This window comes from Streptacidiphilus monticola (assembly GCF_042658505.1).
Lineage (GTDB): Bacteria > Actinomycetota > Actinomycetes > Streptomycetales > Streptomycetaceae > Streptacidiphilus > Streptacidiphilus monticola.
In genome coordinates this window covers 1-12,925 of the sequence record NZ_JBHSQJ010000185.1, presented here as the reverse complement: position 1 = coordinate 12,925, position 12,925 = coordinate 1, and the positions used below count along the sequence as shown (strand labels likewise).

At 73.4% G+C, this 12,925-nt stretch carries 9 protein-coding genes, 2 pseudogenes and 1 riboswitch; of the genes and pseudogenes, 7 read left to right on the top strand and 4 right to left on the bottom strand.

What is annotated here, in order from left to right; genetic code table 11:
* Positions 1–985: pseudogene (locus tag ACFP3V_RS31230) on the bottom strand (asparagine synthase-related protein); the annotation flags it as partial.
* 501 nt (positions 986–1,486) lie between these two features.
* Between ACFP3V_RS31230 and ACFP3V_RS31225 the strand changes: the two are divergent.
* The 6 genes and pseudogenes from ACFP3V_RS31225 (at position 1,487) to ACFP3V_RS31200 (ending at position 8,827) form a co-directional block, all read left to right on the top strand.
* Positions 1,487–2,950 carry an MFS transporter gene (locus ACFP3V_RS31225; RefSeq protein ID WP_380591030.1) on the top strand — a complete coding sequence of 488 codons (1,464 nt, stop codon included), beginning with the start codon at positions 1,487–1,489 and terminating at the stop codon, positions 2,948–2,950.
* 41 nt (positions 2,951–2,991) lie between these two features.
* On the top strand, positions 2,992–4,191 hold the full coding sequence (gene lhgO / locus ACFP3V_RS31220; RefSeq protein WP_380591027.1) for an L-2-hydroxyglutarate oxidase: 1,200 nt from the start codon (positions 2,992–2,994) through the stop codon (positions 4,189–4,191).
* 179 nt (positions 4,192–4,370) lie between these two features.
* Positions 4,371–5,128 (top strand): annotated as a pseudogene (gene trmB / locus ACFP3V_RS31215) (tRNA (guanosine(46)-N7)-methyltransferase TrmB).
* Positions 5,129–5,182: 54 nt separating this feature from the next.
* Complete coding sequence (locus tag ACFP3V_RS31210; RefSeq protein WP_380591024.1) at positions 5,183–6,802, top strand: PrsW family intramembrane metalloprotease; 1,620 nt, start codon at positions 5,183–5,185, stop codon at positions 6,800–6,802.
* 122 nt (positions 6,803–6,924) lie between these two features.
* On the top strand, positions 6,925–8,505 hold the full coding sequence (locus tag ACFP3V_RS31205) for a hypothetical protein (RefSeq protein ID WP_380591021.1): 1,581 nt from the start codon (positions 6,925–6,927) through the stop codon (positions 8,503–8,505).
* A 16-nt stretch (positions 8,506–8,521) separates the two neighbouring features.
* A complete protein-coding gene (locus ACFP3V_RS31200; protein WP_380591019.1) occupies positions 8,522–8,827 on the top strand; it encodes a hypothetical protein in 306 nt (101 codons plus the stop codon).
* Between the two features lie 135 nt (positions 8,828–8,962).
* On the opposite strand, the gene ACFP3V_RS31195 is transcribed toward ACFP3V_RS31200, so the two are convergent.
* The 3 genes from ACFP3V_RS31195 to ACFP3V_RS31185 all read right to left on the bottom strand — a co-directional run bounded on the left by ACFP3V_RS31195 (position 8,963) and on the right by ACFP3V_RS31185 (position 12,289).
* Positions 8,963–9,709 (bottom strand): M23 family metallopeptidase, encoded by a 747-nt coding sequence (locus ACFP3V_RS31195; RefSeq protein ID WP_380591016.1) that lies wholly within the window; start codon positions 9,707–9,709, stop codon positions 8,963–8,965.
* A 13-nt stretch (positions 9,710–9,722) separates the two neighbouring features.
* Positions 9,723–9,857: riboswitch (cyclic di-AMP (ydaO/yuaA leader) on the bottom strand.
* Between the two features lie 103 nt (positions 9,858–9,960).
* Positions 9,961–10,884, bottom strand: coding sequence for an undecaprenyl-diphosphate phosphatase (locus ACFP3V_RS31190; protein WP_380591013.1), 924 nt, complete (start codon positions 10,882–10,884; stop codon positions 9,961–9,963).
* 124 nt (positions 10,885–11,008) lie between these two features.
* Positions 11,009–12,289: an MFS transporter gene (locus ACFP3V_RS31185; RefSeq protein WP_380591010.1), complete on the bottom strand. Its 1,281-nt coding sequence runs from the start codon at positions 12,287–12,289 to the stop codon at positions 11,009–11,011.
* Between the two features lie 98 nt (positions 12,290–12,387).
* Between ACFP3V_RS31185 and ACFP3V_RS31180 the strand changes: the two genes are divergently transcribed.
* Positions 12,388–12,921 carry a MarR family winged helix-turn-helix transcriptional regulator gene (locus tag ACFP3V_RS31180; RefSeq protein ID WP_380591007.1) on the top strand — a complete coding sequence of 178 codons (534 nt, stop codon included), beginning with the start codon at positions 12,388–12,390 and terminating at the stop codon, positions 12,919–12,921.
* The last annotated feature ends 4 nt before the right edge of the window (positions 12,922–12,925 follow it).

The following is a 12,925-nucleotide window of genomic DNA, read 5'->3' as shown; positions in this document are numbered from 1 at the left end:
TGACCGGGATCCGCGCAGCCAGCAGCGCGAGCGTGGTGGAGGCGCTGCCGCCGGACAGGTCGACGCTGACGGGACGTCGGACCGCCGCGTCGTCGGACAGGCCGAGCAAGTCGTCCGACGTGCCGAAGCCGTGGGTGGTCGAGTCGGACTCGCCCGCGGCCGAAGGCATGGCGACGGGGGCCGCCTCGCTCTCGGCGGCGGCGCGGACGCGCAGGCGGAGCGCCGCGAGCAGCGCCCGGGTCACCTCCGCGGTGGCAGCCGCCTCGGTGGGCGCGGAGGCGCTCTGCGGCGTCGGCGGCTCGTATCCGGTGGTGTCGGGGACGCCCGCGCGCACCGTCAGCGCATGGCCGGGCGGCACCCGGCGGACGCCCGCGAAGGGGCCGAACTCCCCTGTGCCTTCCGGACTTTCGGGCACCGCGAGCCGGGCGGCCAGGTACAGCGGGTCCACGGGGGCGCCGACCAGGTCGGCGAGGGGCAGGGCGGCGGTGGCGTACGCGGTACCCCCGGCCCAGGGCGTGTGGAACACCTGCTGCAGCCCGGCGAGGTCGCCGAGGATGCTGGTACGGCTGCCCTGCTGCAGGACCACGGTGTAGCTGCCGGGCCACAGCGTGAGATGACGCAGGGCGCCGCCGCTCGCCGCGAGCAGGGCGGTGCGCAGCTCGCTGTCGGCGGCGCCGCAGCGTCCGAGGACGGCGAGCCGGGCGGTCGCCTGGTCGTCCTCCTCGGGCTCCCAGGGCGGGAGTCCGGCCCGGACCGTGTCGGCGGAAGCGGGATGACGGGGCCGGCGGCGATGGACCGTGACAGTGCGGACCTCGTCGGAACGCCAGTCGCCCACGAGCCAGAGGGGGTGCGGGCCGCCCCACAGGACGCGTCCCGCGACGGGGCGCAGCCCCGGCGGGACGAGCGCCTCGTCGGCGCCGTTCCAGCCCACCACCCACCGCATATCGCCTCCGGCGCGGACAGCCGACAGCACGTCATCAGCCATCGTGCCAGGGGACGTTGATGTGCGACAGGGAGTTGCACGGCCCCGTCACGGGCGCGAGGATCCCCCACCCTCCCCCAGCCTCGTCCAGCCTTCGGCCGGGGGTGGCCCCACCACCCCGGGAGGTCCGGCCTGCCATCAGGGTCGAACCTCCTTCCGTGGTGGGTCGGTCGCGCAGTTCGCCGCGCCCCCGACGGGGGCGCGCTGCGGTCCGGGGGGTGTCCGCACACCCCCCGGACCGGTCCGCCGCCGCGCGGGGATTGACGGCGGCGGCGTCCCCCGACCCGCCGGGTCCTCGACGGCAGGCCGACCCACAGCCACGATCCAACACGCCTGCGCCGCAGGCCGGCAGGCGCACGGCGGGGCGCACCGGGCCACACGCCAGGGGCACATGCCCCGCCACCCTGACGACGGATCTCGCCAACCGGACCGATTCCCCTTAACCGAGGGCAGGCAGGGAACTACTCTGGGTGTACCCAGGCGACGAAGGGGGGTGGACGGGGCATGGCCACAGGAACGGCGCGCGGCCCGAACGAGAAGCTCGGCGCCCTGCTCGCCCTGGCCGGGATCAGCAACGCGGGCCTCGCCCGCAGGGTCAACGACCTCGGCGCGCAACGTGGTCTGACGTTCCGTTACGACAAGACGTCGGTCGCCCGCTGGGTCACCAAGGGCATGGTCCCCCAGGGCCCGGTCCCGCACCTCATCGCCACCGCGATCGGCGGCAAGCTCGGGCGGACCGTCCCGCTGGACGAGATCGGTCTCGGCAGCAGCGACCCGACCCCCGAGATCGGCCTGGCCTTCCCCCGCGAGGTGCCCGAAGCGGTCGCCGGCGCAACGGAGTTGCTGAAGCTGGACCTGGGCCGGCCGGCCCGTCGGCCCGGCGCCAGCGGGTGGTGGGACAGTCTGCAGGGCACCTTCTCGGTGGCCGCCTACTCAACTCCCCTCGCGCGCTGGCTGATAACGCCGGTGGACGGCACCGTCGCCCGCGAGGCCGAGCGGCTGGCCGGCGCTGCCTCGGGCGCTCGGGCCGCCGAGGCCGAGGGCCGCGGCTACCGGGTGGGCCACGCCGACGCCGCCAAGCTGCGGCAGGCCGCCGAGGAGGCGCGGCGCTGGGACTCGCGCTACGGCGGCGGGGACTGGCGTTCGTCCATGGTGCCGGAGTGCCTGCGCCGGGACGCCGCGCCGCTGCTGCTCGGCTCGTACAGCGACGACGTGGGCCGGGCGCTGTTCGGCGCGACGGCCGAACTCACCCGGCTCGCCGGGTGGATGGCCTTCGACACCGGCCAGCACGAGGCCGCCCAGCGGTACTACATCCAGGCGCTGCGGCTGGCCCGGGCGGCGGCGGACGTGCCGCTGGGCGGGTACGTCCTGGCGTCGATGAGCCTGCAGGCCACCTACCGGGGTGCGGCCGGCGAGGGCGTGGACCTCGCCCAGGCCGCGATCGAACGCAACCGCGGCCTGGCCACGGCCCGGACGATGAGCTTCTTCCACGGCGTCGAGGCCCGCGCGCACGCCCGGGCCGGGGACGCGGCGGCCTGCTCGGCCGCGCTGGCCGCGGCCGAGTCCTGGCTGGAGCGGTCGCGGCCCGGAGACGGCGATCCGGACTGGATCGACTTCCACTCCCAGGAGCGGCTGGCGGCGGACGCCGCCGAGGCGTTCCGGGACCTGGGCCACGTCGCCAAGGTCCGCGAGTTCACCGCGCGGGCGCTGGCCCGGCCGACGGAGGAGTACGTGCGCTCGCACGGGCTGCGGCTGATCGTCTCCGCGATGGCGGAGCTGGAGTCCGGCGAACTGGAGGCGGCGGTGGACGCGGGCAACCGCGCGCTGGAGGTGGCCGGCCGGATCTCCTCCCAGCGCACCCGCGACTACCTGACGGAGATGCTGCGCCGGCTCGACCCCTACCGGGGCGAGCGGCTGGCCGAGGACTTCCTGGCCCGCGCCCGGGTGACGCTCGCCGCATCCGCCTGAGCAGGGCCTGAGTTGGCGGTTCCGCATGGTTGGATGACGGCGTGGTCTTTGACTGTGATGTGGTGGTGATCGGGGGCGGGATCGTCGGCCTGAGCGCCGCCTTTGCGATCGGCCGCGCCGAGCCGTCCGTGGACGTCGTGGTGCTGGAGAAGGAACTCGTCCTCGGCGCGCACCAGACCGGGCACAACAGTGGGGTGATCCACAGCGGGCTGTACTACCGGCCCGGCTCCCTCAAGGCGCGGTACGCGGTCGCCGGCGCGCGCGAGATGGCGGAGTTCTGCCGCGAGCAGGACCTGCCCTGCCAGGTCACCGGCAAGCTGGTGGTCGCCACCGACAAGGAGGAGCTCCCCCGGCTGCACGCCCTGGCGCAGCGCGGCCGCGAGCACGGCATCCCGCTGCGCGAGCTGGGTCCCGCCGGGATCGCCGAGTTCGAGCCCCACGTCACCGGCGTCGCCGGCCTGCACGTGGGCACGACGGGCATCACCGACTACGGCGCGGTGGCGCGCCGGTACGCGGACCTGTCGGGTGCTCAGATCCGCACCGGCAACGAGGTCCTGGCGGTGCGTCGGGACGGCGCCGGGGTGACGGTCACCACCCGGCTCGGGGAGGTCCGGGCGAGGCTGCTGGTCAACTGCGCCGGCCTGCACAGCGACCGGGTGGCGCGGCTGGCGGGCGACGAGCCAGGCGTGCGCATCGTGCCGTTCCGCGGCGAGTACTACGAACTTGCGCCCGCGGCACGGGACTTGGTCCAGGGCCTGGTGTACCCGGTGCCGGACCCGGCGTTCCCGTTCCTCGGCGTCCATCTGACCAAGGACCTGCGTGGCGAGGTGCACGTCGGCCCGAACGCCGTCCCCGCCGCCGCCCGCGAGGGTTACCGCTGGAGCGCGGTGCGCGCCCGGGACCTGGTGGAGACGGCGGCCTGGCCGGGGACGTGGAAGCTCGCGTCGCGCCACTGGCAGTCGGAGGTGGGGGAACTGCGGCGGAGCCTCAGCAGGCGGGCGTTCGCCCGCAGCGTCCGCAGGCTGCTGCCCGCGGTGCGGGACGGTGACCTCCTCCCCGCCCCGGCGGGCGTCCGCGCCCAGGCGGTGGGCCGGGACGGCACCCTGCTCGACGACTTCGCCTTCGCGGCGGGGCCCCGCGCGATCCACGTCCTCAACGCCCCGAGCCCCGCAGCGACGGCCTCCCTCCCGATCGGCCGCGAAATCGCCCACCGAGCCCTGGAAGCCCTCAAGGCCCGGTAGGTCACCCCACAGGGGCGCGGGGCTGCAGACATAGGCGGCTCCGCCGCGTGGGCGCGACGAGCCCACCACCCCCGGAGGTTCGACCCGCAGAGGGGGACGGACCTCCCGAGTGGTGTGCTGCTCCTGCTGGGGCCCCTCCCGCCGTGGGGGCACCCCGGCCGAAGGCTGAGGGAGGGCGGATTCCCCGCCCCCCGGGTCCAACTGCGCGTCCCCGTAGACTTGCGGGATTGTGAGTACTCCCGCACACCTGCACACCGAGCGTCGCATCCGCAGCTTCCACCCGCGCAAGGGGCGGATGTCCACCGCGCAGCACGACGCCCTCGCCCGCTCCTGGGCGGACTGGGGCTTCCGCGTGGACGGGAGTCACGTGATCGACCTCGACGAGCTGTTCGGGCGTCCCGATCCCGCCGTCGTCCTGGAGATCGGCTTCGGCATGGGCGACGCGACCGCGTCGATGGCCGCGGCCGACCCGGAGACCTGCATCCTCGCCGTGGACGTGCACACCCCCGGCCACGGCAACGTGCTGCGCCGGATCGAGTCGGACGGGCTGCGCAACATCCGCCTGGCCGAGGGCGACGCCGTCGTGCTCCTGCGGGACCAGCTCAAGCCGGAGTCGCTCGCCGGCCTGCGGATCTACTTCCCCGACCCGTGGCCCAAGGCGCGGCACCACAAGCGGCGGCTGGTGCAGCCGGAGTTCATGGAGCTGGCCCTGTCCCGGCTGCGGCCCGGCGCCGTCGTGCACCTGGCCACCGACTGGGAGCCGTACGCGGAGCAGATGCTCGAGGTGCTCTCCGGTCTGCCGCAGCTGGAGAACCTCCACCCGGAGGGCGACGGGTGGGCACCGCGTCCGGAGTGGCGGCCCTTCACGAAGTTCGAGCGGCAGGGCATCGCCAAGGGACACATCGTGCACGACCTCCTCTTCCGGAAGCGGTCCTGACGGCCCGTCGGGCTTCCCCTACCCCGGCTCACCTGCGCCCGCTAAGGTCATGGGGTGAGCAGCGCGCAGCCGGAGCCCTCGGCGGTCAACGAGATGCCAAGCCCCCTGCCGCAGGTGCCGCAGGCCGAACCGGGGACGGCTGAGCCGGCGTTCGCGCTGCCCGCGCGGTTCCGCTACAAGGCGCCGCGCAATCTGCTGGAGAACAAGGCGCTGCGGCTGACGGCCATCGTCATCGTGCTCGCGCTGTGCGCGGTGGCGATCATGGCCATGGTGCACAAGCAGACGGGGACCGCGGGGTTCACCGTGGGCCTGTGCCTGGCCGTGCTGCCGGTGCCGCTGGTGCTGGGCGCGTTCTACTGGTTGGACCGCGTCGAGCCCAAGCCCTGGCGCAACCTGCTGTTCTGCTTCGCCTGGGGCGCCTCCGCCGCGACGCTGGTCGCGATCCTGGCGAACACCTGGGCCACCTCGCTGCTGATCAGCCATCAGATCGGCGGTGGGGAGACCATGGGCGCCAGCCTGGTCGCGCCGCTGGTGGAGGAGTCGGCCAAGGGTGCGGCGATCCTGCTGATCTTCCTGTTCCGGCGCCGGGACCTGACCGGCATCGTGGACGGCGCGGTCTACGCCGGCTTCACCGCGACGGGCTTCGCCTTCACCGAGAACATCCTCTACATCGGCCGCTCCGTGCTGGACGGCAACGAGGAGGGCCTCGGGCTGACCGAGACCGTCGTCACCTTCCTGCTGCGCGAGGTGATGTCGCCGTTCGCACACCCGTTGTTCACCACGATGACCGGCATCGGCTTCGGCATCGCCGCGCTGACCCGGGTGCGGTGGCAGCGGATCTGCGCGCCGATCGCCGGCTGGGTCTTCGCGATGCTGCTGCACGGCACCTGGAACAGCGCCCCGGTGCTCGGGGCCTTCGGCTTCATCGGTGTGTACTTCCTGTTCATGGTGCCGCTGTTCGCGCTCACCGTGTGGCTGGTGGTCTGGTCCCGCGGCAGCGAACTGAAGGTGATCGCGCGTCAACTGCCGGTCTACGTCACGGCGGGCTGGCTGGCACAGCCGGTGCCGCTGGTGCTCTCGTCGATGCGGACCCGGCGGCAGGCGCGGGCGCTGGCGCAGTTCACCCAGGGCTCGGCCGGGGACCGGGCGATGCGCGAGTACCAGTCCTTCGCGACCTCGCTGGCCTTCCTGCGCGAGCGGGCGGCTCGGGGCGTGCCCACGCCGGACTTCACCGAGCGGGAGCAGGAGTTGCTGCACCACCTGTGGCAGCGGCGGCAGCAGGTGACGCCGGTGCTGGAACGGGTCGGCGCGCAGGAGTGGTACCGGACCCACCCGCCGGTCGCGCCCGGCTTCGCCTGGGGACCGGCCCCGGCCCCGGGACACCCCGCGCGGCTGCCGCAGCAGGCGGGCCCGGTGGCCGGGGCGCAGTGGCCGCACATGCAGCAGCCGCAGCAACCGTACGGCCGTCCCTACCCGCAGCCGTACGGGCACCCGTATCCGCAGCCGTTCCGCCCGCCGGGCTACCCGGTGCAGCCCTACCCGGGCGCGGGATACCGGCCCGCCGTTCCCCCGCAGCAGCCCGCGGTACCGGCGGAAGCGGAATCCCCGGCGGAGGCGCCGACGAGCGAACCGGCCCAGGCCGCTGACCAGCCACCGACAAATTCCGAGAGCTGAGTTACGCCGTACCGGAACCAACGGACACCGGTGGCGCGTTGTCCTTCCTAACCGCACAGTGACGTGCGGCGACGCCGACACAGCGTCAGGAGGCTGCGCCAGTGACCGATGGCATCTATCGCATGGCCGTGACCAGTGGGCATGGGCACCAGGAGACGGTCGCGCTCGCGGAGCAGCAGGTCAGACAGTGGCTCAAGGCCCTGCACTATGACGCTCCCAGTGGCGGCAACGGACGGGACCTGGTGGGTCCGCAGGCCGTCCTCGACCACGTGGTCCGGGGCCGGGCCGTCCAGGGGCGGCTGGCCCGCTGGCGGCTGCGCGAGTTCACCGTCCAGGGCATCTGGCAGACCTCACTGACCGTCAGCACCGGCAAGCGGGACGGGAAGACCTGGGTCCAGCTCGACTCCGAGCAGCTGCCGGTACGGGGTGAGACCCCCGCGAAGGCCCCTGTCCCGGCGCTGGCCCGTGGCCTGCTGGACGTGCTGGCGGCGGTCGAGGGGCCGCAGCCCGAGGCGGCCCGCGTGCACGCGCTGCCCACGGTGATCGAGCGGGGCGACGTGGACGCGATCCTGGACGAGCTGTGCGACCCGGACCGCCGGCTGCCGGTGGTCGTCGCCTCCACACCACTGCACACCGACTTCGAGGACTGGCTGGACCAGGTGGTCGACCCGGTCACCCGCGGCTGCACCGGGCTGGCCGTGCTCTACGCCCTCTCCCCCGGCGCCGAGCGGGCTTTCAACGGCGCGCTGGAGCACCACCGCGTCTACGGCGGCGCGATCCGCACCTACCTGCCCGGCCTGGACCCGGCCTGGGCCCCCGAGGCACCCCGGCACCGGGTGATGTCCCGGGCGACGATCGAGGACAACCTGCGCCGCGCCTCGGGCCTGCTGGCCTGGCTGCCGCGGCGGCTGGCGGTGCAGACGCCGCTGCCGGACGCGCTGGTGGGCCTGCCCCCGCTCAAGCCCAGCGGGCTGCCCGAGGCGGACGACGTCCAGCCGGGCGGCCTCCTGGTGGACCGCGATGAGGAGGAGGCGCACGAACAGCGCGCCCGTGCCGAGGAGTTGCAGGAGGTCCGCCGCTGGCTGCGGGCCGCGGAGGAGCGCGAGTCGCAGCTCGCGGCCGAGTACGACGAGCAGTACAGCGAGCTGCGCGCGGCCCGCTCCCAGCTGCGGTCGCTCACCGGCCTGGCCCCCCGGCGTCCGCACGGCGACGATCCCACGAGCTTCGCCGAGCTGGTGGACCGGCTGGAGGCGGAGGAGTTCCCCGGCCTGGTCTTCACCGGCGACCCCCGGCTCACCAAGGAGCTGGACGAGCAGACCGACCACCCCACCTGGGTGCGGATGGCCTGGGACGCCCTGCTGGCCCTGCAGGACTACGCCGAGGCCGCGGCGACCGGGACCTCGGGCGGCGACTTCCGCAGCTGGTGCGAGAACACGCCCCCGGACTGCCACGCGTTCCCCCCGCGCAAGGTGATCCGCGGGGAGTCGCGTACGGTCAGTACCAACAACAAGTGGAAGCGGGAGCGCCTGCTGCCGGTGCCACCGGAGGTGGACCCCTCCGGCCGTGTCTTCATGGGCGCCCACCTGCGGATAGGCGGCGGGGGCACGGCCCCCCGGCTGCACTACCACGACGACTGCTCGGGGACGGGCAAGGTGTACATCGGGTACATCGGCCTGCACCTGCACAACACCCGTACCAACTGAGAGGGATGACGACGCGATGGCCAGGGTTCCCGGAGGACTGCTCGCCGCGGCCGGACTGGTGGGCGGCTACGGCATCGCCCGCGCGACGGCGCGGCGCGAGCTGGGCGGCGTCGCGCTGCTGGCCGCGGGCGCGGCGGCGGCCACCCAGTGGACCCGCGCGGCCGGCCCCGCGACGGCGGCGGGGCTGTCCGGCCTGTACGTCGCCGCGTTCGCGGGCTCCCACCCCCTCGCGAAGAAGCTCGGCGCGTGGCCCTCCGTGCTCACGGTCACCGGCGTTGTCGCCACGGCGAGTTGGGCTCTCGCCGACCGCAGGCCCCGCTAGGGGCCGCAGGCCCCGCTAGGGGCGCGAGGAACTGCGCGGCCGACCCACCACCCGGGGAGGTCCGTCCCCCTGTACGGGTCGGACCTCCCCGAGTGGTGTGTTGCTCGCGCAGTTCCCCGCGCCCCTGAAGGGGCCCTACAGTGCGCCGTGGGCGGAGAGCCAGGAGAGAGGCTCGACGGGGTCCGCGCCGTCGGGACGGATCTCCAGGTGCAGCTGCGGGCCCGACGCGGGGGTCACCGCGCCGACGCGGCCGAGCACTTGGCCGGCCGGGACCGTCTGGCCCGCGCCCACCGCGATGGCGGACAGATGGCAGTACCAGACCTCCGTCCCGTCCCCCAGCCGCTCGATGACGCGGTAGCCGTAGGAGCCCGCCCAGCCCGCCGAGACGATCGTGCCGGAGCCCACCGACTGCACCAGGCTGCCCGCCGGGGCCGGCAGGTCGACGCCCGTGTGCAGATGGGACCAGTAGCCCGCCGCCTGCGGCGCGGGAAGCGGCAAGCCGGCCAGCGGGGCGGTGAGTTGGCCGAGCGCCGCGGCCTGTGCCTCCGCCGCCTCGGCCTGGGCGCGGGACCGCGCCTTCGCCGTGGCGGCCTGGGCGGCCGCGACCCGCGCCGAGTCGGCGTCCGGGGCGGTGGTCTGCGTGCGCAGCCGGTCCAGCAGGGCCGAGCCCGCGTCCGCGAGGTCCTGCGCGCTGACGGGGGCGTGGGCGTCGGGGACGGTCGCGGGGACCGGGGCGCGCTCCGCGGCGGTAGCCGGGTCGGCCAGGCCGATCACGCCCGTGGTCGCACCGACCGCCATCGCCGCCAGGCCGAGCGCGGCGGAGCCGCGCTGACGGGGCACCAGGGCCTCAACGGGGGCCTCGGTGGCCTGATATGACGCCATGACAGGCGCGCTCCCTTCCGTTCCTCGCGCCGACCGGGTTAGCTGACGGGTTCGGAGAGGATCGGAAGGTCTCCTACGGCCGTTACGGCCGATGCACCCCAGGTACGTGGTTCCCCGGTTCCCTCGCGGGATTAGGCGACTGCGTTATGGAACGGTAATCGTAAAGGCGCGTGATTCCAAGCACTTCCCCGGGGGCTGTTGGGTTCCGACCGAAGCTGTGTCCGCCCTGTCCGCTTTCGCCCCAAGTGCGGCTAGGAGAGCGACAGATACGCCAGGCTGCCGAGCCCCGCGACGGTGCAGTAGATCGCGAACGGGGTCATCGTCTTCGTCTCGAAGTACTTCGTCAGGAAGCGCACCGCGACGTAGCCCGCGACGAACGCGCACACCGACCCCGCGGCCACCTGGCCGAGGATGCCGTGGCCCTGCGGGCCCGCCAGTTCGGGGAGCTTGAGCACGGCCGCGCCGCCGATCACCGGGGTGGCCAGCAGGAAGGCGAAGCGGGCGGCGTCCTCGTGGCGCAGGCCCTTGAAGATGCCCGCGCTCATGGTCACGCCCGAGCGGCTGATGCCCGGCAGCAGCGCGAGGATCTGCGCGGCACCGATCATGACGGCCTGCCCCCAGCGGAGCTTGACGATGCGTCGGTCGGAGAGGATGTCCGGGTGGACGTCCTCCTCGTAGGCGCCAGGCAGCTCGTCCCCGGCCCGCCTTCGGCCGGTGCCGCCGCGGCGCAGGCGCTCCGCGATCCACAGCACCAGGCCGTTCAGGGTGAGGAAGAGCGCCGCCGGGACGGGCTTGCCCAGGTGCTCGCGGAAGACCTTGTCGAGCGCCACGCCGGCGATGCACACCGGCACCGTGGCCACGATCAGGAGCCAGGCCAGCCGCTGGTTGACGGTCTCGATCCGGCGCTCCCGGACCGAGCTGAAGAAGCCCTGGAACACCCGGACCCAGTCCCGCCAGAAGTAGACGACCAGGGCCAGGGCGGTCGCGAAGTGCAGGGCCACCAGCACCGAGAGATAGGGCGAGTCGGCGGCGGACATGTCCAGGTCCGTCTTCCAGTGGCCGCCGATCAGGGCCGGGATCAGGATGCTGTGGCCAAGGCTGGACACCGGGAACAGCTCGGTGACGCCCTGGAGCAGGCCGACGCCGATCGCTTCTGGATAGGTCAGGACGGACATCAGCGGCCTTCGGCTACACGGGAGTTGACAGAACCGGGCCCGAAAGTACTACAAGCCTGTAGACAACGGGCCCGGATCTGTCAGCTGTTCACCGAGATACCGCCCAGAGTTCACGCCGGGGCGCTCAGGCCGCGTGGACGGGCACCCGCTCCGCCACGACCAGGCTCGGGCGCACCGTCTCCGGCGCGTTGTCCTGAAGCGGCGTCAGCACCGCGCGCAGGCGCACTGCCAGCACCGCGATCAGCACCGTGCTCGCCGCCATCACCAGCAGGTAGAGCGGCGACAGTCCGGAGCCGACCAGCAGCACGCCGACGGCCGGGCCGATCGCGATGGCGGTCTGCTTCACCAGCGCGAAGGCGGCGTTGTAGGTGCCCAGCAGGTGCGCCGGGGCCAGGTCCGCGACGATCGGGCCCAGCGTCGGCGCGAGCAGCGCCTCGCCGACGCCGAAGAGGGCGTACGTCGTCATCATCGCGCCCACCGCGGCACCGCTGCTGCCGTGGAACAGACCGGCCACCCCGGCCGCCGCCCAGGCGCCGAGCCAGACCGCGCCCGTGGCGATGACCGCCGTGGTGCGGCGGTACCGGGCGGTGATCCGGACCACGACCATCTGCAGCAGCACGATGGCGAAGGTGTTGACGCCCAGTCCGAAGCCGAGCGCGGACGGCGAGATGCCGACCGTGCCGGTCGCGTAGGCGGCGACGCCGGACTCGAACTGGCCGTAGCAGGCGAAGAAGATCAGCGCTGCCAGGACGGACAGCCGGACCATGCCCTTGTCCTGGAGCAGGGTGCGGAAGTCCGAACGGGACCGCTCGGCCGCGGCGTCCGCGCTGTCGCGCAGCGCCGGGACCCGGACCGTGCCGGTGATCGCGGCGAGCACCAGGAACATGGCCGCCTCGATGGCGAACAGCAGCTCAAGGGTCACCGGGCGGGCGGTGTCCACGATCTGACCACCGATCAGGGCGCCGATACCCATGCCCAGGTTGATCAGCGTGAACTGCACCGCGAAGGCGTGCGCCCGGCGGGCCTTGGTGGTGCACCGGACGATCATCGTGGCCAGGGCGGGCTGGACCGTGGTCACCCCCGCGCCGAAGACGAAGGAGCCCAGCAGGACCAGCGGGGTCGTCGTCGCCAGCCCGAACCCCAGCGCGCCGACGGCGGCCGTGACCGAACCGCCGACCAGCACCGGACGCGGGCCGAAGCGGTCCACCGCCCGGCCGGTGAACGGCAGCACGGCGAGGGCGGAGAGGGCGAAGAGGGTGAACACCAGCCAGGCCGTCATCGAACCGAGCCGACGGACCTCGTCCACGTACACGAACATGTACGGCAGCGTGAACCCGCTGCCGAAAGCGCTCAGGGCGTTGCCGATCTGGACACGGCGCAGGGCCCCGGTCATCACTCCCGTCATGTCGCACCCCCTCCTGTGGTCTTAACTGGTGCATCCTTTCGATGTTCAGTTTTAACATCTAAACTCTATAGATGGCAAACCTGTGGGATACTGGGCGCATGAGCGAAGAGCTGGCGATCAGCGAGCAGGTGGCCGTCTACCGGCGTGAGTTCCCGGACGTGGACCCGCAGGTGGAGACCATCGTCTCCACGCTCTCCCGGCTGGCCCGCCGGATGTCGGTGGCCTACGGACGGCACCTCACCGACCTGGGCATCAGCCAGGCGGACTGGGAGGTGCTGAAGGCGCTGATCGTCGCCGGGAGCCCGTACCGGCTCGGACCGAGCGACCTCGCGAAGCGCATCGGGCTGACGCCCGCCGCGATGACCCACCGGGTGGACCGGATGGAGGCGGCGGGGCTGGTGACGCGGACCCGGGACGAGAAGAACCGGGTGCGGGTGAACATCGGGCTCACGGAGCTCGGCAGGGAGAAGTGGCTCGAGTCGATGCGGATGGCGGCGGTGTTCGAGGAGTCGCTCCTCCAGGACGCGGACGCGGAGCAGCGAGCCCAACTGGCGGGAGCGCTGGGGCAGATGCTCCGCAGGGTGGAACAGGACCAGCCCGACGCCCTGGGCCGGTGCGACGATCTCGACTGAGTCG

What these genes read in the sequence shown, in the direction of transcription:
- ACFP3V_RS31200 (WP_380591019.1), top strand. Translation starts at nt 8,522, where the DNA reads ATGGCCAGGGTTCCCGGAGGACTGCTCGCCGCGGCCGGACTGGTGGGC.
- ACFP3V_RS31225 (WP_380591030.1), top strand. Translation starts at nt 1,487, where the DNA reads ATGGCCACAGGAACGGCGCGCGGCCCGAACGAGAAGCTCGGCGCCCTG.
- ACFP3V_RS31185 (WP_380591010.1), bottom strand. Translation starts at nt 12,289, where the DNA reads ATGACGGGAGTGATGACCGGGGCCCTGCGCCGTGTCCAGATCGGCAAC.
- ACFP3V_RS31195 (WP_380591016.1), bottom strand. Translation starts at nt 9,709, where the DNA reads ATGGCGTCATATCAGGCCACCGAGGCCCCCGTTGAGGCCCTGGTGCCC.
- ACFP3V_RS31205 (WP_380591021.1), top strand. Translation starts at nt 6,925, where the DNA reads ATGGCCGTGACCAGTGGGCATGGGCACCAGGAGACGGTCGCGCTCGCG.
- ACFP3V_RS31180 (WP_380591007.1), top strand. Translation starts at nt 12,388, where the DNA reads ATGAGCGAAGAGCTGGCGATCAGCGAGCAGGTGGCCGTCTACCGGCGT.
- ACFP3V_RS31190 (WP_380591013.1), bottom strand. Translation starts at nt 10,884, where the DNA reads ATGTCCGTCCTGACCTATCCAGAAGCGATCGGCGTCGGCCTGCTCCAG.